The organism is Pseudophaeobacter arcticus DSM 23566 (genome assembly GCF_000473205.1).
Taxonomy (GTDB): Bacteria; Pseudomonadota; Alphaproteobacteria; order Rhodobacterales; family Rhodobacteraceae; genus Pseudophaeobacter; species Pseudophaeobacter arcticus.
In genome coordinates, this window is record NZ_KI421507.1 from 2394477 (window position 1) to 2418018 (window position 23542).

General features: G+C 59.1%; 18 protein-coding genes. 9 read left to right on the forward strand and 9 right to left on the reverse strand.

Going from position 1 to position 23542, the window contains the following annotated elements; genetic code table 11:
* The first annotated feature begins 6 nt into the window (after positions 1-6).
* From ARCT_RS0115745 to ilvN, 4 genes are all read left to right on the forward strand, one after another.
* Positions 7-1446: a cache domain-containing protein gene (locus ARCT_RS0115745; protein WP_027240929.1), complete on the forward strand. Its 1440-nt coding sequence runs from the start codon at positions 7-9 to the stop codon at positions 1444-1446.
* Positions 1447-1502: 56 nt separating this feature from the next.
* Positions 1503-2147, forward strand: coding sequence for a response regulator transcription factor (locus tag ARCT_RS0115750; protein ID WP_027240930.1), 645 nt, complete (start codon positions 1503-1505; stop codon positions 2145-2147).
* A 470-nt stretch (positions 2148-2617) separates the two neighbouring features.
* Positions 2618-4369 carry an acetolactate synthase 3 large subunit gene (locus ARCT_RS0115755; protein ID WP_027240931.1) on the forward strand — a complete coding sequence of 584 codons (1752 nt, stop codon included), beginning with the start codon at positions 2618-2620 and terminating at the stop codon, positions 4367-4369.
* A 77-nt stretch (positions 4370-4446) separates the two neighbouring features.
* Positions 4447-5007, forward strand: a complete 561-nt coding sequence (gene ilvN / locus ARCT_RS0115760; RefSeq protein ID WP_027240932.1) for an acetolactate synthase small subunit — start codon at positions 4447-4449, stop codon at positions 5005-5007.
* Between the two features lie 172 nt (positions 5008-5179).
* Here the strand turns inward: ilvN and ARCT_RS27180 are convergent, their stop codons facing one another.
* Positions 5180-5689: a hypothetical protein gene (locus ARCT_RS27180; RefSeq protein WP_051360806.1), complete on the reverse strand. Its 510-nt coding sequence runs from the start codon at positions 5687-5689 to the stop codon at positions 5180-5182.
* A 202-nt stretch (positions 5690-5891) separates the two neighbouring features.
* Between ARCT_RS27180 and ARCT_RS0115770 the strand changes: the two genes are divergently transcribed.
* Positions 5892-6722 (forward strand): helix-turn-helix domain-containing protein, encoded by an 831-nt coding sequence (locus tag ARCT_RS0115770; protein ID WP_240476326.1) that lies wholly within the window; start codon positions 5892-5894, stop codon positions 6720-6722.
* Positions 6723-6787: 65 nt separating this feature from the next.
* On the opposite strand, the gene ARCT_RS0115775 is transcribed toward ARCT_RS0115770, so the two are convergent.
* The 3 genes from ARCT_RS0115775 to prfB all read right to left on the reverse strand — a co-directional run bounded on the left by ARCT_RS0115775 (position 6788) and on the right by prfB (position 10487).
* Positions 6788-7513, reverse strand: coding sequence for a DUF2189 domain-containing protein (locus ARCT_RS0115775; RefSeq protein WP_205855561.1), 726 nt, complete (start codon positions 7511-7513; stop codon positions 6788-6790).
* A gap of 151 nt (positions 7514-7664) precedes the next feature.
* Positions 7665-9062, reverse strand: a complete 1398-nt coding sequence (locus ARCT_RS0115780; RefSeq protein WP_027240935.1) for an amidase — start codon at positions 9060-9062, stop codon at positions 7665-7667.
* 300 nt (positions 9063-9362) lie between these two features.
* Entirely contained in the window at positions 9363-10487 is a 1125-nt protein-coding gene (gene prfB / locus ARCT_RS0115785; protein WP_027240936.1) for a peptide chain release factor 2, read from the reverse strand.
* Between the two features lie 300 nt (positions 10488-10787).
* On the opposite strand from prfB, the gene ARCT_RS26300 reads away from it, so the two are divergent.
* A complete protein-coding gene (locus tag ARCT_RS26300; RefSeq protein ID WP_051360808.1) occupies positions 10788-12635 on the forward strand; it encodes a Hint domain-containing protein in 1848 nt (615 codons plus the stop codon).
* 158 nt (positions 12636-12793) lie between these two features.
* Positions 12794-13303 carry an AAA family ATPase gene (locus ARCT_RS0115795; protein WP_027240937.1) on the forward strand — a complete coding sequence of 170 codons (510 nt, stop codon included), beginning with the start codon at positions 12794-12796 and terminating at the stop codon, positions 13301-13303.
* A 67-nt stretch (positions 13304-13370) separates the two neighbouring features.
* Here ARCT_RS0115795 and ARCT_RS0115800 read toward each other — a convergent pair whose 3' ends face one another.
* The 3 genes from ARCT_RS0115800 to ARCT_RS0115810 form a co-directional block, all read right to left on the reverse strand.
* Positions 13371-15875, reverse strand: a complete 2505-nt coding sequence (locus ARCT_RS0115800) for a penicillin-binding protein 1A (protein ID WP_027240938.1) — start codon at positions 15873-15875, stop codon at positions 13371-13373.
* Between the two features lie 251 nt (positions 15876-16126).
* Complete coding sequence (locus ARCT_RS0115805) at positions 16127-17362, reverse strand: N-acetylmuramoyl-L-alanine amidase (protein WP_027240939.1); 1236 nt, start codon at positions 17360-17362, stop codon at positions 16127-16129.
* Between the two features lie 104 nt (positions 17363-17466).
* On the reverse strand, positions 17467-18612 hold the full coding sequence (locus ARCT_RS0115810) for a pyridoxal phosphate-dependent aminotransferase (protein ID WP_027240940.1): 1146 nt from the start codon (positions 18610-18612) through the stop codon (positions 17467-17469).
* Between ARCT_RS0115810 and ARCT_RS0115815 the strand changes: the two genes are divergently transcribed.
* Complete coding sequence (locus ARCT_RS0115815) at positions 18575-19987, forward strand: M48 family metalloprotease (protein ID WP_240476327.1); 1413 nt, start codon at positions 18575-18577, stop codon at positions 19985-19987. The genes ARCT_RS0115810 and ARCT_RS0115815 overlap by 38 nt on opposite strands.
* Positions 19984-20754 carry a DsbA family protein gene (locus ARCT_RS0115820; RefSeq protein ID WP_027240942.1) on the forward strand — a complete coding sequence of 257 codons (771 nt, stop codon included), beginning with the start codon at positions 19984-19986 and terminating at the stop codon, positions 20752-20754. Before ARCT_RS0115815 ends, ARCT_RS0115820 begins: the two co-directional genes overlap by 4 nt.
* Before the next feature lie 144 nt (positions 20755-20898).
* On the opposite strand, the gene ispG is transcribed toward ARCT_RS0115820, so the two are convergent.
* Both ispG and ARCT_RS0115830 read right to left on the reverse strand, forming a co-directional pair.
* Positions 20899-22026: a flavodoxin-dependent (E)-4-hydroxy-3-methylbut-2-enyl-diphosphate synthase gene (gene ispG / locus ARCT_RS0115825; protein WP_027240943.1), complete on the reverse strand. Its 1128-nt coding sequence runs from the start codon at positions 22024-22026 to the stop codon at positions 20899-20901.
* Between the two features lie 170 nt (positions 22027-22196).
* Positions 22197-23411, reverse strand: a complete 1215-nt coding sequence (locus tag ARCT_RS0115830; RefSeq protein WP_027240944.1) for a helix-turn-helix domain-containing protein — start codon at positions 23409-23411, stop codon at positions 22197-22199.
* Positions 23412-23542 lie beyond the last annotated feature (131 nt).

The following is a 23542-nucleotide window of genomic DNA, read 5'->3' on the forward strand; positions in this document are numbered from 1 at the left end:
CGGCGCATGGCCAATTTTCGCACGATTTTTCGACCGAACTACGCACAGAAGCTCTCGATTCTGGCCGCGCTGCCGCTTGTGGTTGCGGTGGCGGCAATTGCCCTCCTGATCGCCTTTGAGTCGCGCAGTTCCGCCGAGCGCGAAATTCAGGCGCTACAACAGCAGCTCCTGGCCGCCAAAAAGGCCGAGCTGCGCAACTATGTGACCCAGGCGCGCAACGGGTTTTCCTTTATCTATGGCCGCGCCTCGCCCGACGATGAAGAGGCCAAGCAACAGGTCACCCAGATCCTGTCCTCGATGATTTATGGCACGGACGGGTTCTTTTTTGTCTACGACTACGATGGCACCAATCTGGTCAGCCCGCGCCAGACAGAGTTCATCACCCGCAACTGGTCTGGTCTGAAGGACAGCCAGGGCACGCCGGTGGTGGATGAATTCATCCGCCTGGCACGGCAAGGCGCCGGGTGGCACACCTTTATGTGGCAAAAGCCCTCCACCGGAGAAGAAGCCCAGATGGTTGCCTATGTTGTTGGCCTGCAGGATTGGCAATGGGCTGTCGGCACTGGCGTCTTTATCGACGATGTGCTGGCCACGGTTGCAACCGCCCGCGCCGAGGTGGAATCGCGGGTGCAGCGCACGTTCTTTTATACCGGGGCAATCGCGCTGGCAGCGCTGATCGTGGTCTTTGCCTCTGGTATGGTGCTCAATATCCGCGAGCGCCGTTTGGCCGATGCCAAACTAAAAGAGCTGACCCAACGGGTCTTTGACACCCAAGAAGAAGAGCGCGGCCGGGTGGCGCGGGAATTGCACGACGGGATCAGCCAAATCCTGGTTGGGGTGCGCTATGCGCTGGACAATGCCAGTCGCCGTCTCAAGCGGGGTGAGCTGGACAGAGCGTTGCCCCCCCTGGACAAGGGTATCGACGATCTGGCCAATGCCATCACCGAGGTGCGTCGCATCAGTCGTGATCTGCGCCCCGGTGTGCTGGATGATCTGGGGCTGGGCCCTGCTCTCAAGGCCCTGACGGATGACTTTGCCACCCGAACCGGCATCAAATCCGAATTCACCACCGTCGTCTTTCGCAACCGGCTCGACCCGGAGGCCAAGATCGCGCTCTACCGGATTGCCCAGGAAGCCCTGATGAACATCGAGCGCCACGCCGACGCCTCCGTCATGACCATGGACCTGCGCGGCCATATCAAGGGGGCGACCCTGCGGATCACTGACAATGGCCGTGGATTGCCCTCGGATCAGGATCGCATGGGGCCGGGCATTGGGCTGCGCAATATGCAAGAGCGGATAGAGCAGCTTGACGGCACCTTACGCATTCTGTCATCACGTGGCACCCACAGCGGTACCGTTGTCGAAGCCATCCTGCCTCTGAGCCATCTGCTGTCCCCAGGCGAAACACTTGGAGAAGAACAGCGAAACAGAACGGTCCAGTAAAACAAACCGAGCTTTGCCACGGCACACTGCACCGCATCACATAAGAGGGGAAAGACATGAGCACTCCAGTGCGTGTATTAATCGTCGATGATCATCCGATGGTCGCCGAAGGCATCCAATCTATCCTCGAAAGCTATGACGACATAGAGGTGCTCGCCTGTCTCAAGGATGGCGCCGAAGCGGTGGAACAGGCCCCGGCTCTCGCCCCCGATGTCATTTTGATGGACCTGAACATGCCCCGGCTAGGCGGGTTGAGCGCCACTGAGATGATTTTGGAGCGCCTGCCTGAAACCCGGATTGTAATCCTGACGATGCATGACAGCCCTGAGTATATCTCTACTGCGCTGAACCACGGCGCGCTGGGGTATATCCTCAAAGATGTGCCCACCGAAGAAATCAAACAGGCTATTGATACAGTGATGAGCGGTGAACCCTATCTCTGTACTGGTGCCAAGGGCTCGCTTAAGCCCAAGGACGGCGAAACCCGCGAAGCGCTCACCGGGCGCGAGCAGACCATCCTGCTGGAACTGGCCCAGGGTAAATCCAACAAGGAAGTCGCCCTGGTGCTGGATATCTCGGTGCGCACCGTCGAGACCCATCGCAAGAACATCAAGCGTAAGCTGGGCATTTCCTCGACGGCAGGCCTGACCCGCTATGCACTGGAACATGGCGTCTTGCAGGGAACCGGCCACGAATTCTGAAGCCGCCAGCGCGGCCCGCGCAGGCCATCGGGCGCGGGCAGATTTTGCCGCAAGCGCAATGTCACCCTGCCCGCTTTGCCCATGTCAGCCGCACAACAATCGCAAAACCTTGGAAGGCGCGTTTTCAACCGTTCAAAATGCGCCAGCGGAGAAAATCCGGCAGCAATAGGTCACAAAAGGCGACCTGTTTTTCCAAAAATGTCCAAAAACAACACCCGAACGCAAGAAAATGTCCAAAATGGGGGAATTTTCAATCCCTTTGCCTGTTGACGCCCTCTCTCAGCAGTCATAATGTCCGCTGCAACGCAGTAAAGGAGAGCCTGGTAATGACCAGCCTAGTCGTAATTGTAGGAACCAAGCGCATGGGCCGGTAACGGTAGACCACAATCAAACCCATGCGCCTCCCCTTGAATAAGCGGAGGCTTTTTTTATGCGTAATGGACGATGCCGCCAATTGGAGCAAAAAGCAGATGACACGTGAAATGACCGGCGCAAAGATGGTAGTAGAAGCCCTGAAGGAACAGGGCGTCGACACAATTTTCGGCTACCCAGGTGGCGCCGTACTTCCGATCTATGATGAAATTTTCCTGCAAAATGACATTCGCCACATTCTGGTGCGTCACGAGCAGGGCGCGGTCCATGCCGCCGAAGGCTATGCCCGCTCCACCGGCAAGCCCGGCGTTGTCCTGGTGACCTCGGGGCCTGGGGCCACCAATGCGGTGACCGGCCTGACGGATGCGCTGCTGGACTCCATTCCGCTGGTGGTTCTCACCGGCCAGGTTCCCACCTTCATGATCGGCTCGGATGCCTTTCAGGAGGCCGACACTGTTGGCATCACCCGCCCCTGCACCAAACACAACTGGCTGGTGAAAGACACCGACAAGCTGGCTGCAACCCTGCACGAAGGCTTTCATGTCGCCACCTCTGGCCGCCCCGGCCCCGTTTTGATCGACATTCCCAAGGATGTGCAGTTTGCCACTGGCACCTATCAGCCGGCCAAGCCAAGCGCCTCGCGCTATCAGCCCACCGTCAAGGGCAACATGGAAGAAATCACCGAACTGGTTGCCGCTATTGAGGCCGCTGAACGTCCCGTTTTCTATACCGGTGGTGGCGTGATCAACTCCGGCCCTGCCGCCTGCCAGCTGCTGCGCGAATTGGTGGATGGCACCGGTATTCCGATCACCTCTACCTTGATGGGGCTGGGTGCCTATCCGGCCTCGGGCGACAACTGGCTGGGCATGTTGGGGATGCATGGGCTTTATGAAGCCAACCTGGCGATGCATGACTGTGATCTGATGATCAATGTCGGCGCCCGCTTTGATGACCGGATCACTGGCCGGATCGACGCCTTCAGCCCAAACTCCAAAAAGGCCCATATCGATATCGACCCCTCCTCGATCAACAAGGTGATCCGCATCGACATCCCAATTGTGGGTGACGTGGGGCACGTGCTGGAGGACCTGCTCAAGGTTTGGAAGGCGCGCGGCCGCAAAGTAAACCGCGAAGCCATTGCCAAATGGCAAAAACAGATCAGCGAGTGGCGCGGCGTGAATTGCCTGGCCTATACGGGGTCGCAAAAGACCATCAAGCCGCAATATGCCCTGCAGCGGTTGGAGGCCCTGACCAAGGACCATGATCGCTATATCACCACCGAGGTTGGCCAGCACCAGATGTGGGCGGCGCAATATCTCAACTTTGAAGACCCCAACCGCTGGATGACCTCCGGCGGGCTTGGCACCATGGGCTACGGCTTCCCGGCCTCGATCGGGGTGCAGATGGCACATCCGGACGCACTGGTGATCAACGTCGCTGGTGAAGCCTCTTGGCTGATGAACATGCAGGAGATGGGCACCGCCGCCCAGTATCGCCTGCCGGTGAAACAGTTCATCCTCAACAACGAACGTCTGGGCATGGTGCGCCAGTGGCAGGAACTGCTGCACGGCGAACGTTACAGCCACTCCTGGTCGGAATCGCTGCCTGACTTTGTAAAACTGGCCGAGGCCTTTGGCGCCAAGGGTATCCTGTGTTCCGATCCCGCAGATCTGGACGACGCCATCATGGAGATGATCACCTACGACGGGCCAGTGATCTTTGACTGCCTGGTGGAAAAGCACGAGAACTGCTTCCCGATGATCCCATCAGGCAAGGCCCATAACGAGATGCTGATGGGCGAAGCCGACACCCAGGGTGTGATCCAGTCCAGCGGCGCGGTTTTGGTCTAAAACCCGCCCAGCAACAGAATTTGCAGGGCGGTTGCGCCCTGCCCCGAACTTTGGCCCGAATTCAGAAAGGGACATAAATGTCTGCCCTACATATCAAAAAAGGCTCCACCCGCCATTCTGCCTATAACCTACGTCCAACGTTTTCGGATGTTCAGGAAAAACACACTCTGGCAGTTCTGGTTGAAAACGAACCCGGCGTTCTAGCGCGTGTCATCGGCCTGTTCGCGGGTCGTGGCTATAACATCGAAAGCCTCACCGTCGCCGAAGTCGATCACACCGGGCATATGTCACGCATCACTGTTGTGACCACTGGCACCCCCCAGGTGATCGAACAGATCAAGGCCCAGCTTGGCCGTATCGTATCGGTGCATGAGGTGCATGATCTCACCGTTGAGGGCGCATCGGTCGAGCGCGAGCTGGCCATTTTCAAAGTGGCCGGTGACGGAGAAAAACGGGTCGAAGCCCTGCGTCTGGCCGATATCTTCCGGGCCAATGTGGTCGACAGCACCTTGAACAGCTTCATCTTTGAAATCACCGGAGCGCCGGAGAAGATCGACGCCTTTGCCGATCTGATGCGCCCGCTGGGCCTGACAGAAGTGGCGCGGACCGGCGTTGCAGCGCTGCTGCGCGGCGCCTGACACCCCTTCAGGGTGGCAAGATGTAACAACAAAGGCCGGTCCAGTGACCGGCCTTTTGTATGTTTGCCCTGTCGTCGCCCCCAGGTCTTTTGCCTCCTCCTGGCGATCCCGCGTTTCAAAAGCGCGACACAGCCTCAAGCCATTTCCCGGGTTCAGTGATCAGAGGCAACGATCACGCGCGGCGCAGCCGACCTGCTGCATCCATTGGGAAAGCAATGATGTTCTGCGCCCTATCCTCTGCGGGCAACGACCCAAAACGGCCTGACTTTGACAGGCCTTCCTTCACCTTCCCCCTCGCGGCGCCTGGTTGGCCTAACCGAGATGAGGTGCCAGGCCTTTCTGCCACCGGTGCGCACATGGCAGCGGTGACGTTGACAGAGGGATCGCGTGACGCAGTCCCGATCGCCACCAGCTTGAGAGACGAGGCCGCCCCTGCCTTCTTGTCGGCAACTGCAAGATTCTCTGCCAGATGAGGGCAGCCAGGCTCCCGAAGGACCTGAATATCCAACGCCACACGCAGATCACTTTTTAGTTTCAGATCGAACGACACCCAATCGCCAACACGGATTGCAAAATTTTCAGTGGTGCCGACATGGGAATAAAAAGCCAATTCCCCCTGATCTTCGCACCAAATCACTGCTTTCCCGGCTGTGGTGTCACTCCAAAGAACAATTCCAATCATAACGGTCCCCGTATCCTGGACAGGTTAAGTTTGGTTCAAAAGGCTCCATTTCAACATCGTCAAAAATGCGTCGACCCATTGCTTTTTGTGTCTGCTCCCCTAAGGTTCTGACACAATCTAGCGACGACATGATACAAGTTAGCATCTACTCGCCCGAAGCTCGTGGCTTTTCCGGCCACAATAATAGGATACCTAGGCTGCTATGTCAGACTCACTGGACATCACCGGTCAAGCAGACGCTGAGTCTGCACGGTCGCCGGCACAGCTGCGCAATATGTTTGGCACCAATCTGCGTCACCTGGCGCAGAACTACCCTTCGGTTTCTGAACTGTCGCGGCGGCTTGGGATCAACAGAACCCAGTTCAACCGCTATATGTCCGGCGAAAGCTTTCCACGGCCCGACATACTTGACCGGATCTGTTCTTTTTTCGAGGTTGATGCCCGCATATTGTTGGAACCCGTTGAGACAATAGAACATCAGGGGCAAATCCTGAACGGTCCGTTTCTCGCCGATTTCCTCGGCCACGGTATCCGCCAGGTCAACGAGGAGATGTTCCCAAGCGGGTTCTACCGGTTCACACGACGTAGTTTTGTCAGCAGCGACAAATTTGTCGTCGGGCTGGTCTACGTGTTCCGCTCTGGCAAGGCCGCCACCTTTATCAAAGGCTACGAGGCGCGCGAAGCAATGCGCTATCAGGGGTTACCGGAAGGCCCCAAGGTGCGCGAATTTCGCGGCATTCTGACCTCCCATGAGGACGGCGTTGCCTTTGTGATCTCGCGACGCCATGCCATGACATATTCCTTCAACTATCTGGCGCGGGTTGGCTCGTTGGAGAACAACTTCTGGCTGGGCTATGTGGCACGGACCGTGCGCGACGGCAGCGGCGAGCGGGTGACCCGTATGGCCTACGAATATCTTGGACGGGACATGGGCAGCGCCCTCAAGGCGGCGCGCACCGCCGGATTTTCCACCGCCGAAGATCTGTTGCCCTATCATCGCCATCTGCTGCGCCCGGATGAAGCCTTCCGCTGAGCCCTACCCCAGCCCCTTTCCAGAGACCAGACCCCTTCCAGTGGCTGTTACCCGACATTGGTGGGTCAATGGGCGATCTGGCGGTAGATATGCCAAGTGGCATGCCCCAGCAGAGGCAGCACAAGAAACAGCCCGGCAAACCCCGGCAAAAGGGCTGCAAAGGTCAATACCGAGATCGTACCAGCCCAGAGCATCATCAGCAGGAAGTTTCTCTGCACATAGGTGAAACTGGCGATCATCGCGGTGACAAAATCAACTTCGCGGTCCAGCAACAGCGGCAGCGAAATCACCGTGATCATATACAGCAGCAGCGCAAAAAGGGCCCCGACCAGACTGCCGACGCCCAGCATCAGCATCCCGCTCAGCGACAGGAAAACCTCCAGCGAGCTGGAGATATTGGTCATCGTCGACAACCCCAAAAACAGCGCAAAGATCATATGTCCCAGAAAGAACCAGAACAGAAACACCACAATAATAATGGCACAGATCGAGGGCAGCTGACGGCGGCTCTGATGCAGGATGACGCCCAGAATACCCCCCGTACTCATAGGCTCGCCCTGCTCCAGACGATGCGAGACCTCATAGAGCCCAACCGCAGCAAAGGGACCGATCAATGGAAAGCCGATGGCCGCCAGGACCAGCCAGAACGTGGTTCCGGTCTCCAGGGTGATCCAGATCATCGCCCAGCCGGCCAGCACATAGACCCCGGCGAAAAACAGCCCGTACCCGGGCTTTTTGCAAAAATCCCGCCAGCCACATTTTAGCGCCTGTATCAAAATATCGACCCGCATTGGCTGCAGGTCCGGCACTCCAAAAAGTTTGTCGCTCACTCAATTCTCCTCCCCAGAAAAATTCCCCGTGTTTCTGCGCGTTTTGTGCTTTTGGGGTCCCCTCTCCCCCGGATCACCCCGGATCCCCCCAGTCACCCCGGGATCATCCGCATCACCCCAGTGGCGGTGGGGCGGTCTGGGGCAGCAGACTTGCCTGGTGATAGCCCTGCCCCAGTGCCAGCAGGGTGCGATCCTGCCCCTGCGCCGCAAAGATCTGTACCCCCATTGGCAGCCCGGTTTCGCCAAAACCGGCAGGAACCGCCAGACAGGGCAGCCCCAACAGGCTGACCGGCGTAACCACCTGCATCCAACGGTGATAGCTGTCCATCGCGGTGCCATTGATGTCACGCGGATAGTCCAGATCCAGCGGGAAGGGCCAGCACTGCGCCGTTGGCAGGACCAGCGCATCATAGGTCTGAAACAGCTCTGTGGCCCGGCGCTGCCAATTGGAGCGCAGATCCGAGGCCCGCTGTATATCCTGAGCGCTAAACGACAGCCCCCGGTCCAACTCCCAGATCGCCGTATCTTTCAGGCCTGCACGCTGCCCCTCCAAGGCGCGCAAGCCAGCAGCCACTGCAAAAGACCGCAGGGTAATCCAGGACTCCCAGATCTGCTCTGCCGAAAACGGTGCTGGCAGGGGCTCAACCCGGTGACCCAGGTTGGACAGATGCGCCAGGGCCTTTTTGCTGGTCTCTAAAACACCAGGCTCCATCGGGAAGGCCCCGTCCCAATCCCCCAGCCAGCCAATACGCATTGGCGCAGATTCTGGCAGAGGCAACATTGTCTCGCGGCTCCGGGACAGCGGCTGGCGCGGATCGGGGCCGGACATCACATCCAACAGCAGGGCGATATCTTCGGGGCTGCGTGCCATCGGACCAGCGGTCGCCAACTGGTGCAGGAACAGGTCTCCGGTTGGTTCATCCGGGATCATGCCCCAGGTCGGGCGGAAGCCGTAGACATTGTTCCAGCCCGCCGGGTTGCGCAGGGACCCCATCATGTCCGAGCCATCCGCCAATGCGACCAACCCGGCAGACAGCGCCACCGCAGCCCCGCCTGAGGACCCGCCGCAACTGCGCCCCAGATCAAAGGGGTTGCCGGTGGCGCCATAGACCGGATTGAACGTATGAGAGCCAAGCCCGAACTCCGGCGTGTTGGTTTTGCCGATAAAAATGGCGCCCGCTGCGCGCAGCCGCGCCACAAAAAGTTCATCCTGCTGCGGCACAAAATCCCTGAACAAGGGAGACCCCTGCGAAGACGCTATGCCTTTGACATTGGCCAGATCCTTGATCGCCATTGGCAAACCATGCAGCACCCCACGGGATTTGGCCCGATCAGCTGCGGCCGCTTCGGCCATCAGATCATCCCGGTCACGCAGGGCCACAATGGCATTCAGCTGCGGATTAAGCGCATCAATCCGGTCCAGCGTTGCCTGCATCACCTGCACGGCGCTTAGCGCGCCACTGCGCAGCTTTGTCACCAGCTCCTGGGCTGATCCAAAGGGCTCATACATTAAATCACGCTCCTGCTGTATTTACAGATCAGCCTAGCGCCGGATTTCACATCTGAAAAGCCGCACCCAGGGCTAACCTTTTAAATAGCTTGAAAAAACGATCCGGTCCGGCAGAAAGCCCGCCGACACCAGCCGGGATCAGAGGCTGGGCTGGAAAAACAGCCAGGTGGGCACCAAACAGACAGGTCGGTAGCAAACAGGCAGACGACAAAAAAGGGTGCGGGAAATTTCCCCGCACCCCTGATACTGTTTTTCGCCGCAATCGACCGCGCCCTGTTTACGGAAACAAAGCGAAACAGGTCAGTCGCCCTGTGCCTCTGACCGGCTTTTGCCCGCCACGTTCATGGCCAGCGTCGCCGCCATAAACCCATCCAGATCCCCGTCGAGCACCCCTTTGGTGTCAGAGGTCTCGTGGCTGGTGCGCAGATCTTTGACCATCTGATAGGGCTGCAACACGTAAGACCGGATCTGGCTGCCCCAGCCCGCATCGCCTTTGTTTTCATGGGCTTCGTTGATGGCTGCGTTGCGGCGGTCCAGCTCTTGTTGATACAGCCGGGATTTCAGCGCTTTCATGGCGATGTCACGGTTTTGGTGCTGTGACTTCTCAGACGAGGTCACCACGATGCCGGTGGGGTGGTGGGTAATCCGTACGGCCGAGTCGGTGGTGTTCACGTGCTGACCGCCCGCCCCCGAGGACCGGTAGGTATCAATGCGAATATCCGCCGGGTTCACATCAATCTCGATATTGTCGTCCACCACCGGGTAGACCCAAACCGAGCAAAAAGACGTATGGCGTTTGGCGGCGGAATCAAAGGGAGAGATCCGCACCAGGCGATGCACGCCGCTTTCGGATTTCAGCCAGCCATAGGCATTATGGCCGCTGATCTTGTAAGCGGCGGATTTAATGCCGGCTTCTTCGCCCGCACTTTCGGATTGCAGCTCGACCTTGTAGCCTTTTTTCTCGGCCCAGCGCACATACATCCGCGCCAGCATCGAGGCCCAATCGCAGCTTTCCGTGCCGCCGGCGCCCGAGTTGATCTCAAGGAAGGTGTCATTGCTGTCGGCCTCCCCATCCAGCAGGGCTTCCAGCTCTTTTTCGGCGGCAGAAACCTGGAGCGTTTTCAGCGCGTCTTCGGCGTCGGAGATGACTTCTTGGTCCTCTTCCATTTCGCCCAGTTCGATCAGCTCTATATTATCTGCCAGCTCCTGCTTGATGCCCTTGTAGATGTTGATCGCATCCACCAGATTCTGACGTTCGCGCATCAGTTTTTGCGCCGCCTCGGCGTCGTCCCACAGGTTGGGGTCTTCGACACGGGCGTTGAATTCTTCCAGTCGGTACTCGGCTGTTTCCCAATTCAGACGCTGGGCCAGAAGCTCCAGAGACTTCTCGATCTCGGCCACGGTATTTTGGGTCTCAGCGCGCATGTGATGTCCTTGAACTTACGTATCCAGCATGGGTGATAGACCACAGCGCCCCTGCGAGCAAGCAGAGCCGGGGACAAAGCGACGGGACCCCTGCTGCTCCCATTCACTCAAACCTTGTTAAAAGTAGAAATAGATTCCCACCCCGCGAAAACCCTCAGGAAATTTTTTGCCAATAAGGATGGTCAGGTCCCAACCAGGAGGTCACTGCGTCAAATCTGGGCCGATCTGGAATGACGCCCGCGCTACAAAAGCTCAGGAAGCCGCAAAGGTGGCTCTCTGGATCAGTAAAGGAATACCAACGTGCCATTTGGTTACTTAGTTTCGCTTGGCGATACCAGCCTGGACTCCGGAGATACCATCTCTGGGGGCTATACCCCCTTTACGGTGGATCAAACACTTGGCTCCGGTAGCTGGACCTGGAGTGGCTGGGCCGGTGGTTACTACTACACCAACGCAGTCGAATCCGGCACCTACTCCCTGGGCACGGATGGCAACGTCTATTTCAATCCCGACGCAGGACAGGTTGATACCATCTCCTCCGCCTCGGCGACCAATCCCCCCTCTTACTCCACCTCCCCCCCCGATGGCATCGTCGACGGTACCGCCTCGGACGACTATATTTCGGCAACCCATACTGACGCCGAGGGTGACAGCATGAACGATGGCGTTGGTGGTGGCGCCTCGGGAAATGGCGACACTGTTCTGGCTGGCGCAGGCAACGACACAGTCCTTAGCGGGGTCGGTGATGATTCACTATCAGGCGGTGCAGGAAACGACTCGCTTTACGGCGAGGATGGCAATGACACGCTGGAAGGCGGCGTCGGCGCAGACTACCTGAATGGCGGCACCGGGCTCGACTATGCCGATTATTCCAACTCTGCGGATCCCGTGAACATTAATTTGGCAACGGGTACAGCCAGTGGCGGCGACGCTACTGGTGATACCTATTCCGGCATTGATGGCGTCATCGGCACAGATGGCAACGACACGATTATCGGCTTTGACAACGAAAGCACCGGCGCGGGTGACACCTATTCCAATGACTTCTTTGGCGGCGATGGCGATGACTACCTGGATGGAGCCGGCGGCGGCGACACCCTGCATGGGGACGGCGGCAACGACACGCTGCTTGGAGGGGCTGGCGACGATAGCCTGTTTGGCGGCGACGGCGATGACAGTATGCTTGGTGGCAGCGAAAACGACTGGCTGGACGGCAATGCGGGTCATGACACAATGTTCGGCGGCACTGGCAGCGACACGATGTCTGGTGGCGCCGGAAAGGACCAGATCGAGGTCGCTCAGGGGGATACCGCCTATGGCGGCGACGATCAGGACACCTTCACCATTGTCGACCTGGGTGAAACCGGCAATGCCGATATTTTTATTGATGGCAATGAAGGCGGCACCGATTGGGACACACTGGATCTTGGCGGATTGGTGGACCGTAGCACGCTGGATGTAACCACAACAGCAGATGGCACCATGAGCGGCACCGCCACCTTGTTTGATGGCTCGGCCCTGACCTTTAGCAATATTGAAAAGATCATTTGCTTTGTCGCCGGGAGCAGGATCTCCACCGCTGCCGGCGCGATCCCTGTCGAAGAGCTGGTCCAGGGCGATCTTGTTCTCACCCGTGACAATGGCTTTCAACCGGTGCGCTGGGTGGGCAAAACCACAGTTCCGGCGATGGGGGACTGGGCGCCGATCTGTATCACGGCTGGCACGCTCGGCACCAGCCGTGATCTGTTGGTGTCGCCACAGCACCGTATGTTGCTCACTGGGGCGACAACCCGGATGCTGTTTGACACCAATGAAGTTCTGTCAGCGGCGCATCATCTGGTCAACGACCACAGCATTCGCCGCCAGCCCGGCGGCATGGTCACCTATATTCATCTCTTGCTGGATCAGCATGAGATCATCTATGCCGAAAACTGCCCGACCGAGAGCTTCTTTCCCGGCGATCAGGCGCTTGAGGCCCTGGGCCCCCCAGCCCTGTTCAGCCTGTTTGATTGCATGCCGGAACTGCGCGGCCACCCCCAGGGTTTTGGCCCCACAGCGCGGCACTGTCTAACGCGCCCCGAAACGCTGGCTTTGATGGCCACAGCCCCCGCGACATTAGCCGCCCCCCTGGCCCCGACACCGGGATAAGAGACCGCCAATCAACAGGTTTTAAGGGACGCTTTGGTGAGTTCACTGCACCGGGGTGGATGCTACAGATCGGATGTGCGAACACTTTCACCGGTTCATCTGGCGCGGTGCACACCAAAGTTTCAAACCCGCCCCATATCAAAAAAATGGTGTTCTAAATGACCCCTGCATCACCAGTTTTGCACCTGCTCTGCGGAAAAATTGCCGCTGGAAAATCCACCTTGGCGGCCCGGCTTGCGGCCCCGGCTGGAACGATCTTGCTGTCCGAGGACGCCTGGCTAGAAGCGTTGTTTTCCGACCAGATGACCTCAGTCGCGGACTATGTGCGCTGCACAGAAAAACTGCGCACCATCCTGGGGCCACATGTCTCGGCGCTGCTGGAGGCAGGGGTCTCGGTGGTCTTGGACTTTCCCGCAAACACGGTTGAGACCCGCAAATGGATGAAAACGATCCTGAAAGAGACCGCAGCCTTCCATCAGCTTCACGTGCTAACGACGCCCGAGAAAGACTGCTTGGCCAGACTGCACAGCCGAAACGCCGGAGGGGGTCACCCCTTTGCCGCAACTGAGGAACAGTTTCACCAGTTTTCAAGCCACTATGTCGCGCCATCCCCCGAAGAAGGCTTCAACGTGATAGTTCACTCTGCCGCGAAAGAGGCTGCGGTGTAAGCACATGCAGCGCCCGGAGCTGGGCATCACCTGTCTGTGGCATGTCCAGGGTGCGAGGTCTGAGCGCCTAATACTGGCCGCCCGATGTCACAGTCCCAAAGGTGGCCTTGGGTCCCAGAACCGCCGTACCCCCACTTGAGGTGGTCACCTGACGTCCCGATTGCTGCACCTCTTCCAGAAGCGGCAGATCAGAGCCCATGGCAAAGCCGCCGTCAAAAGCCAGACCAAAGATTGGCTCAGCCCCGTCGCGGAAATACTCGGCCACTACATTGGCCCCCGAAGCACTGTCGGGCAGACGCGCCCCGGTATAGCGGTCGATCTTGATAAAGTGACCGCCCTCGGGCACTTCAAAGGGTCCGCCGCCAAATTTCTCGGTGGCAACCTTCATGAACTGCTGGAACACCGGACCACACATGGTGCCGCCATAGGCGCCCCGCCCCATCGGACGGGGTTGGTCGAACCCCATGTAGCAACCCGCGACGATATTGGAGGTAAAGCCCACAAACCAGACATCGCGGGAATCATTGGTTGTCCCGGTCTTGCCAGCCGTCGGCACCGGCAGGTCGATCACACTGGAGGCGGTGCCTCGCTCCACGACGCCCCGCATCATCGAGCTGAGCTGGTAGGCGGTGATCGGATCCATCACCTGTTCGCGGTCGGTGGCGATACGTGGCGATTGCCCCGTTGGCAGGTCTGGCGAGGCGCAGTCAACGCAGTCACGATCATCATGCCGGTAGATGGTGCGCCCAAAGCGATCCTGCACCCGGTCCACCAGGGTTGGCTGTACCCGCTGGCCGCCATTGGCAAACATCGCATAGGCCGCCACCATCTTGTAAAGCGTGGTTTCCTCTGCGCCCAACGAGTTGGCCAGGAACGTGCCCATGTTGTCGTAGACCCCAAAGCGTTCAGCATACCCTGCGACAACCGGCATGCCGACCTCTTGGGCCAGACGAATGGTCATCAGGTTCCGGCTCTGCTCAATGCCGGTCCGCAGCGGCGTCGGGCCATAGAATTTATGCGAAGAGTTCTTGGGACGCCACAGCCCCTGTGGGGTGTTGATCTCGATCGGGGCGTCAATAACGATGGTCGCCGGGCTATAGCCGCTGTCCAGGGCCGCCGCATAGACAAAAGGTTTAAAGCTGGAGCCCGGCTGGCGTTGCGCCTGTGTTGCCCGGTTGAACACGGAATCCTGATAGGAAAACCCACCCTGCATCGCCAGAACCCGGCCAGTGTTCACATCCATCGCCACAAAGCCGCCCTGAACCTCGGGCACCTGACGCAGCGACCAGTGTCTGATGCTGCCGTCATCCGCTTTTACAGCGCGCACCAAGACCACATCCCCACGGGTGATATTGTCCTTAAAGCTGCCCTTCATCCATTTGATGTCCTCGCGCGGCACCGCACCGGTGCCGGTCTGGCCCTCGACGCCGACAACGAGGCTCTTGTCACCAACCTCCAGCGCTACAGCCGGATACCATGTGCCGCCCAGAGTAATGTCGCGGGGGACTTCGGCCTCTGCCAGGGCTCCGCGCCAGCGTGCCTCATCTGCCAGCACGTCCTCTTCCAGGGTAACGCCGGTGCCGATCCAGATCCCGCGCGAGCGGTCATATTTCTGCAGCCCCGTGCGCAGCGCATCCGCAGCCTCTGTCTGCATCTCGGCATCAATGGTCGCGCGCACCGACAGGCCGCCCGTGAAAAACTCGCCTTCGCCAAAGTTCTCGGACAGCTGGCGGCGGATCTCATCGGAAAAATAGTCACGAGGCGGCAGGGTGGTGCGGAAACTGGGGAAATCACCATTCTGCACCGAGCGCAGCGGCTGCTGGACCTCGACGTTATAAACAGCTTCTGAGATGTAGCCGTTTTCAAACATTTCCCGCAGCACATAATCGCGCCGTTCCTTGAGGCGCTCTTTTCCGCGCACCGGATGGAATTTTCCCGGTGCCTTGGGCATCGAGGCCAGCGTCGCCGCCTCATGCGGGGCCAGCTCGCCCAGGGTCTTGTTGAAATAGCTCTGCGCTGCGGCCGTCACCCCATAGGAATTTTGCCCGAGGAAAATCTCGTTGAGATACAGCTCAAGGATCTGATCCTTGTTCAATGTCTCCTCCAGCCGGGTGGCGAGGATAATCTCTTTGATCTTGCGCGCGGCCTTACGGTCGCCGGACAGCAGGAAGTTCTTCATCACCTGTTGCGTGATCGTCGAGGCCCCCCGCACGTTACCCCCGCGCGAGCGCACCGCCTCAACCGCAGCGGCGGCAATACCACGGGCATCATAGCCATTGTGGGAATAAAAATTCTTGTCCTCAGCCGAGATAAAAGCCTGCTTTACCAAATCCGGGATATCCGCCGAAGGCGTAAACAGGCGCCGTTCCTTGGCAAATTCATCAATCATCCGCCCCTCGCCTGAATAAATTCGGCTGATGGTTGGCGGCTGATACTGCGACAGGGATTCATGACTGGGAAGGTCGCGCCCGTAGATCCAGAAAATTGCCCCAAGAGTCAGCGCCACCATGGCAATGCCAAGGGTAATGGTACTGAAGATGGAACCAAAGAAGGATAGAATATACCTAAGCACGGATGCGGCCTTTCACGCGGGGTGCCGCCTATATAGGAGGGCATGAGCCTGGGGTCAAAAGCGGAAACAGCGGAAAAATGCCGCCAAGGGGGGAAAAACACCTCTCAAGGCCCACTCAAGGCGCCAGCCCCCCTTTGCCTGTCCTGCCGAAATCTGGAATCGCCCACCTAATCGCCCACCAAGAAGGGCGAAACCAAAGCTGCCACATTGGCTGCCGGGTCTATCGCGTGACGCCCCGCAACTGACGCCCTTTACTGACGCACAAGGGCGCGGCGCGCCTCATCTTCTATACGCCAGTTAATCAATCCCTTTAGCATCGCAGTTGCTGTTTGTCGGCGCCATTCAGGGTCCTGCAAATTGGCCAGATCACGGGCGCTGGACAAAAAACCGATCTCAACCAGAACCGAAGGGATATCGGCGGATTTCAACACCGAAAACCCCGCAGATCGCAATGGCTTACGATTGAGCGGCCCGCCCTGCTCCTTCAACCCGGCAACCAGGGCCCGCGCCAGGGCCTGGCTGCGGGGCTGGGTCTCCTGGCGTGCCAGATCCAGCATCACCCCGACAACCAGATCATCGGTTTGGCTCAGATCGGTTCCCGACAGCAGATCAGCGCGATCATGGCGCTCTGCCAGGCTGGCCGAGGCGGCATCGGTGGCTTCTTGCGACAGGGTGTAGACGGTGGAGCCATGGGCGTGACCCTGGGTCAGCGAATCTGCATGTAGGGAAATAAACAAATCCGCCCCGGCCTGATGCGCCAGCGCCGTGCGCCGCTCAAGCGAGACAAAGTAATCCCCATCCCGGGTGACCTGAACCGCAAACTGACCCGAGCGCACCAGAACCTCACCCAGCTCCAGCGCAAACTGCAACATCAGGTCTTTCTCGACGATACCGCCCGCGGCCTTGGCCCCCGGATCAATACCGCCGTGCCCCGGATCCAGCACCACCAGCAGTGGCGCGTTTTCATCCCGGTACGGCAGCACATCCAAAGCCTGCGGTGCAGGCAGATCCCAACGGGCATCCTGCGGCGCACCGGCCGCTTTGGCAAAGTCCTCTGGTGTACTGGGCTGCAACTCCACCTTGAGCACCGCCGCCGCCGTCACCGGGTCGACCTCAAGCGCTGCTGCTGCGACAACCATCGGCTCGGCAAGTTCCAGCACCATCCGCGACCAGCCGGGAACATAGGTGCCAAATTGAACCGAAGCGACAGCCTCGCCGCTCAAAAACGCATCCGGGTCGAGCCCGGTCCAGTCGACCTCCTGAAAATCCAGCACCAGCCGCGCAGGCCCATCCAAGGTGAACAGCCGGTAGGGCACCCCCTGGCTAAGTCCAAGCTGAAAATCCACGCCCCGACCGGTATCGCTGATCCGCGAGACCTCGCTGGTGACGCGGGCCAGACCGCTGAACTCCTGCGCCGAAGCAAAAGACCCCATGAGGCAAAGCCCCGCCAGCCAGAGAGCTGTCATCGCCGCGTTTAATCTGCCCATATCCTGCCCCTGCCCTTTGCCTATGGCCTTTGTGTTATCCTAGTCGCCACGCCAGGAAGAGATCAAACCGCCTGCGCGCCAGTTTGCCGCTTTATCCGCCTCGTTCAGCCACGCGCCGCCATAAACCGTTTGAGACGGCTAAGACCCTCCTCGATGTCAGCGGTGCCGCGTGCATAGGAAAACCGCAGCGTTGTGGCGCCACGCACCGGATCAAAGTCCAGACCCGGTGTCACAGCCACGCCCGCCTTTTCAAGGATTTCAGCGGCAAAGCTGCGGCTGTCCGTGGTCAGGTCAGACACATCGGCATAGACATAAAAGGCACCATCCGGTGGCGCGATCTTGTCAAAGCCGGCAGCGGGCAGCCCCTCCAGCATCAGCTGGCGGTTGCGGGCATAAACCGCAAGGTTTTCGCGCATCTCGTCCTGGCAATCCAGCGCCGCCAGAGCGGCGACCTGGCTGGCATGGGGCGCGCAGATAAACATGTTCTGCGCCAGACGTTCGATCACCCGCACATGATCTTCGGGCACCACCATCCAGCCAACCCGCCAGCCGGTCATGGAAAAAAACTTGGAAAAGGAGTTGATGACATAGCAGTCATCGGTGAGTTCCAGCGCGGTGACCGCCTTGGCCTCATACTCCAGACCGTGGTAGATCTCATCCGAAATAAATGCGGCGTCCTGCGCCCTGGCGGCGTCAATGAGGCTGCTCATTGCCCCGTGATCAAGCATCGTGCCCGTGGGATTGCCCGGCGAGGCCACCATCAGCCCGGCCAGATTCAGCCCCTCCAGATCAGCGGCCACCGGTTGCAGCCGGTTTTCCGGCGCGGTCTCGATATCAACAGGGGTCAGCCCCAGCGCCGACAAGATCTGACGATAGGAGGGATAGCCCGGTGCGCCAATGCCGACCCGGTCGCCGCTGTCAAACAGCGCAGTAAAACCCAGCAGAAAAGCCCCGGAAGAGCCGGGTGTGACCACCACCCGGTCCGGGTTCAGGTCAACATCATACCATTCCCCATACAGCTGCGCGATGCGGCGTCTCAGGGCCGGTAAACCCAGCGCCACGGTATAGCCCAGGCTATTGTCATCCAGCGCATCAGCCAGAGCCCGCCGCGCCGCCATTGGCGCCCCGGTCGAGGGCTGGCCCACTTCCATATGGATGATGTGGCGCCCCTGCTCTTCGGCCTGACGGGCGGCCTCCATCACATCCATCACAATGAAGGGATCGACGTTTGATCTGCTTGAGTTTCGCATGATGATCTCCCATGGTGCGCGCATGACTTTTGACCGTTTCTCTCGGCTGGCGTCAATCCCGGCTGTGGTGTTTTGCCTGCTCGTCTACACCGCCACCTGTGTCCAGGCGGCGACGATTACGCTATTGCGGGATGCGGATATCGAACAGGGCCTGTCCCGGCTGGCCGCGCCTGTGCTGCGCGCCGCCGGGCTGAATGCAAAACGCCTGCGCGTTCTGGTGGTGAATGACTCCCAGTTTAATGCCTTTGTTTTGGACAGCCGCACAATTTTTATCAACTATGGCCTGATCCTGAAGGTCACCAGCCCTGAAATGCTGCAGGCGGTGATTGCCCATGAGGCGGCCCATATTTCCAATGGGCATCTGGCCCGAAGAATGCAGAATCTGCAATCCGCCGGCACTGCAGCCGGGCTGGGCCTGGCCCTCGCCGCCCTGGCTGCCGCTGCCGGAGCCAGCGAGGCCGCGGGCGGGATCGCAATTGGCACCCAGAGCTCAGCCTTGCGTGGCTTCCTGTCTCATACCCGCGCCGAAGAATCCTCGGCGGATCGCGCCGCCGCCCGCTATCTCAAGGCGGCTGGCATTGACCCACAGGGGCTGGTGGATCTGCACAAGATTTTTGCCGGCCAGGAAGTGCTGAGCGTGGCAAACCAGGACCCCTACATGCGGTCCCATCCCCTGAGCCGGGACCGCATCCGCGCCGCCGAGGCCTTTGTCACCTCACATGGCCACACCAGCGCGGCCGATCCGCAGGCCGAGTATTGGTTTGCCCGGATCCGCGGCAAGCTCTCTGCCTTCAAACGCGCCCCCAAATGGAGCCTGCGCCGCGCCAAGGAAGAGCTCCACAGGGACATTCGCCTGATGCGTGAGGCCATTGCCTACCACCGGCGCAATGATCTGCAAAAGGCGCTGCGCAGTATGAATGGCGCCCTGTCCATCCGTCCCGATGATGCCTTCTACCACGAGCTCAAAGGCCAGATTTTGTTTGAAAACCGCCGCTGGAACGACGCCAAGAATAGCTTTGCCCGTGCGGTTCAGCTCTCGCCTTCCGACCCTCTGGTTCTGGCCAGCTATGGCCGGGCGCAATTGGCAGCAGGGGCGCCAACTGCGGCCCTGAAAACAATGGAAAAGTCCCGCAGTCTGGATTTTCGCAATGCACTCTTGCTGCGGGATATGTCACAGGCCTATGCCAAGGCCGGACAAAACGGTATGGCAGCTTTGGTGACTGCCGAACGCTACGCTCTTGCCGGGCGTTTCGAAGATGCAGGCCTGCACGCAAAACGCGCTGTCGCGCTTCTGCCACGTGGGTCTGCCACCTGGCGCCGCGCTCAGGATGTTGTGTTGGCCTATGAACAAAGTCAAAAAAGGAAACGACGATGAAACCTCTTTCGCGCATGGCCTCCGGGGTCGCAACCGCTGCGGCGCTCGTATTGGGCAGCCTTCCGGCGCAGGCCTTTGACCTAGGCGCTATGACCGCAGAGGAACGCGCTGCCTTTGGAGCCGAAGTGCGCGCCTATCTGATGGAGCACCCCGAAGTGATCCTGGAGGCGGTCAATCTGCTGGAGCAGCAGCAGGCCGCAGATGAGGCCAACCGGGATGTGGCCCTGGTCGCCGCCAATCAGGACGAGCTGTACAACGATGGCTATTCCTGGGTTGGGGGCAACCCCGAGGGCGATATTACCCTGGTTGAATTTATGGACTACCGCTGTGGCTACTGCCGCAAAGCCGCCCCAGAAGTTGCCGAGCTGCTGCAGGCAGACGGAAATATCCGGCTCATCGTCAAAGAATTCCCCATTCTGGGAGAGGCCTCGGTCTTTGCCTCCCGGTTTGCGGTTGCCACAAAACAAATCGCGGGGGATGAGGCCTATGAACAGGTCCATGACGCCCTGATCACAATAAGCAGCGAGTTGAATGAGGTCACCATGCGCCGCCTGGCAGAGGGGCTGTCGCTCGACGCGGATGCCATCTTGGCCGCGATGGATTCAGAAGCCGTCACCAACGAGCTGCGCCGCACCCGCGCTCTGGCGCAGAACCTGGCCATTTCCGGCACGCCGACCTTTGTGCTCGGCAACCAGCTGCTGCGGGGCTACCTGCCTGCTGATCAGCTGAAAATCATGGTCGATGAGCAGCGCGAAGAAAACAGCTGATCCAGCTGACAAGACAAATAAAGGGCGCCCAAACAGGCGCCCTTTATTTTATTGCAGACAGGTATTGAGTGCAGACAGGTATTGAGTGCAGACGGGTTTGAGTGCAGACGGGCCTTTATTGAAACCGGGCCGGTTTGCGAGCGATCAGTCCCCGACTTCCAGCGCCTCCTTGGCAGCGATCTCAGAAGCCTTTTTCTCCACCTCTTCAACGATGTGATCCACCATGGCTTCGTTGCTCATCTTGTGGCTCGCCTTGCCGGCCAAATAGACCATACCAGCCCCGGCGCCGCCACCGGTAAAGCCAACATCGGTCATCAGTGCCTCGCCCGGGCCATTCACCACGCAGCCGATGATCGACAGGCTCAGCGGTGTGTGGATGTGGGCCAGTCGGTCTTCCAGCGCCTCAACGGTTTTGATCACGTCAAACCCCTGCCGCGCGCAGGAGGGGCAGGAGATGATGTTTACGCCGCGATGGCGCAGCCCCAGGGATTTGAGGATCTCAAAGCCCACCTTAACCTCTTCGACCGGATCCGCCGAAAGACTGACACGCAGGGTGTCGCCAATGCCCATCCACAACAGCTGACCCAGACCGATGGCCGATTTGATGGTGCCGGACACAAAGCCGCCTGCCTCGGTCACCCCGATATGGATCGGCGCGTCGGTGGCATCGGCCAGTTGTTGATAGGCGGCGGCAGTCATAAAGACATCCGAAGCCTTGAGGGAAATCTTGAAATTGTGGAAATCATGATCCTCCAGGATCCTGATATGATCCAGGCCGCTTTCAACCATGGCAGCCGGACAGGGCTCAGCATATTTGTCCAACAGGTGCTTTTCCAACGAGCCCGCGTTGACGCCAATGCGAATGGCACAATCATGGTCGCGGGCCGCCCGGATGACCTCAGCGACGCGTTTCTCATCGCCGATATTGCCGGGATTGATCCGCAGGCAGGCCGCGCCCGCCTCGGCGGCCTCAATGCCACGTTTGTAGTGGAAATGGATATCCGCAACAATTGGAACCGGGCTTTCGGCAACAATCTCTTTCAAGGCCTTGGAGGAGGCCTCATCCGGCACCGAGACCCGCACCAGATCCGCACCCGCCTCGGCTGCAGCCAGAACCTGGGCAATGGTGCCGGGAATATCCGTGGTCAGCGTATTGGTCATGGTCTGCACTGCGATGGGGGCATCCCCACCAATGGCAACCTTGCCAACGTGAATCTGACGGCTTTTACGGCGCTCGATATTGCGCCAGGGGCGAATGTGATTCATCGACATGCAGGCTGATCCCGGTTGACCCTCGTTGGGTGTTAATTAAGGGCTCTGCACTGGCGCTGCAATGGGGCGTGCAGGCCCGCACCCCCAAGAGATCGGTTTTCTTTTACTGTGAAGAAGACATAGCAGCGCAAATTGGCGGAACCTGCCAAGATACCCGCATTTCGTCGCCCCTATTCGGAGGCGGGCGAGGTTTGCAGGGCGGCAACCATGGTTGCCAAGGCGCTGTTTTTCCCATCGGTCAAATCGGCAACCTCAAAGCGTTCCAACACGCCATCCACCGACAGATCGACATTTTTGCTCACCTGACCGCGTTTGCCGACCGGGCCAAAATGATCGCCATTGACAGCAAAGTAGATTGCGCCGCTTTCGCCGGTGCGCAGCTTTGGCGCCTCTTCGGTCAGGGGAACCGAAAAACTGTCGCCTGCGTTCATGATGGCTTCAAAGATAACCGAGCCATCCGCCGCGGTGACCTGCACCCAAGAGGGGCGCACGGCCACCATTTCGACACCGGGAGATACACTTTCAACAACCTGTGGAACCGCAAGCCCCAGAGGCCCGGCAGAGGGTTGGCTTGCTTCGGCGAGGGTCAGGCTGGGCAGTTCAGGCACGGCAAAGTTGCCCAGGCTTCCGGGGTTCAGCGTCGCGATAGGGGCATCGCGTGCCACCAGAACCGGTACATCCAGCGCCCGTGGGCGATACAGACGATCCAGCGCCGCCGCAGCCATATCGGTTTCATTGACAGAATAAGACGCGGCACCGGAACTGCGCTGCGCGCCCTGAAGCGGGTCGACATCAGCCAAAACCAACGGCGTCTGCTCAACAGGAGCATATTGCACCTGTTGCACTTCTTTCAGGATGCTCAACCCGCCGTATCCAATCCCGGCGATCAATCCCACCAGCACCATCAGCGAGCCAATGGCACGAGGTTCAATCTGGGCAAAAACGCCACTAGCAGCGGGGGCAAAGGGCGTGGTTGGTGCAGTAAATGCGCCGCTTCCCAGCCCCCCGCTTTTGGTGATTGGTGCGACAACTATCTTGCGAGAAGAGGCTTGCGACGACATGCCATGGGCAACGGCAAAGCCGCTTTCGCGGCAGAAGGTATCAAAGGCAACTTCAGCATCCATATTCAGATACCGTGCGTAGGACCGCACATAGCCCGCGATAAAACCGGGGGTATCAAAAACCGAAGGATCCGAATTTTCGATTGCAGCTATATAGGAAGCTTTGATGCGGAGCTCACGTTGGACGTCCAGCAGGGATTTCCCCATGGTCGCCCGCTCGCCGCGCATCATATCGCCGAGGCGCAATTCATAGTCATCGAAACTCTTCGGAGCTGAGATTTGCTCATGCTCCATCGACTTGCGCAAAGTGAGGCGCCTAATCATGCCCGCTGTCCCATCATAGCCTGCCGCATTCGACATCTTATGGCACTAAACGAATCACCCCGCGATTCGTCCGCACCTTTTCATTAAGGGAAATATAGCACACTCAACTATTTTGAACACAAATCTGTGCT

Bases quoted from the DNA above. Each gene is read 5' to 3' on its own strand.
- ARCT_RS0115820 (WP_027240942.1), top strand. From the start codon at position 19,984: ATGAAACCTCTTTCGCGCATGGCCTCCGGGGTCGCAACCGCTGCGGCG.
- ARCT_RS0115830 (WP_027240944.1), bottom strand. From the start codon at position 23,411: ATGATTAGGCGCCTCACTTTGCGCAAGTCGATGGAGCATGAGCAAATC.
- ARCT_RS0115810 (WP_027240940.1), bottom strand. From the start codon at position 18,612: ATGCGAAACTCAAGCAGATCAAACGTCGATCCCTTCATTGTGATGGAT.
- ARCT_RS0115755 (WP_027240931.1), top strand. From the start codon at position 2,618: ATGACACGTGAAATGACCGGCGCAAAGATGGTAGTAGAAGCCCTGAAG.
- ARCT_RS0115775 (WP_205855561.1), bottom strand. From the start codon at position 7,513: ATGCGGGTCGATATTTTGATACAGGCGCTAAAATGTGGCTGGCGGGAT.
- ARCT_RS0115795 (WP_027240937.1), top strand. From the start codon at position 12,794: ATGACCCCTGCATCACCAGTTTTGCACCTGCTCTGCGGAAAAATTGCC.
- ARCT_RS0115770 (WP_240476326.1), top strand. From the start codon at position 5,892: ATGTCAGACTCACTGGACATCACCGGTCAAGCAGACGCTGAGTCTGCA.
- ilvN (WP_027240932.1), top strand. From the start codon at position 4,447: ATGTCTGCCCTACATATCAAAAAAGGCTCCACCCGCCATTCTGCCTAT.
- ARCT_RS0115805 (WP_027240939.1), bottom strand. From the start codon at position 17,362: ATGGGCAGATTAAACGCGGCGATGACAGCTCTCTGGCTGGCGGGGCTT.
- ARCT_RS0115745 (WP_027240929.1), top strand. From the start codon at position 7: ATGGCCAATTTTCGCACGATTTTTCGACCGAACTACGCACAGAAGCTC.
- ARCT_RS0115815 (WP_240476327.1), top strand. From the start codon at position 18,575: ATGAAGGGATCGACGTTTGATCTGCTTGAGTTTCGCATGATGATCTCC.
- ARCT_RS27180 (WP_051360806.1), bottom strand. From the start codon at position 5,689: ATGATTGGAATTGTTCTTTGGAGTGACACCACAGCCGGGAAAGCAGTG.
- ispG (WP_027240943.1), bottom strand. From the start codon at position 22,026: ATGTCGATGAATCACATTCGCCCCTGGCGCAATATCGAGCGCCGTAAA.
- ARCT_RS0115780 (WP_027240935.1), bottom strand. From the start codon at position 9,062: ATGTATGAGCCCTTTGGATCAGCCCAGGAGCTGGTGACAAAGCTGCGC.
- ARCT_RS0115750 (WP_027240930.1), top strand. From the start codon at position 1,503: ATGAGCACTCCAGTGCGTGTATTAATCGTCGATGATCATCCGATGGTC.
- prfB (WP_027240936.1), bottom strand. From the start codon at position 10,487: ATGCGCGCTGAGACCCAAAATACCGTGGCCGAGATCGAGAAGTCTCTG.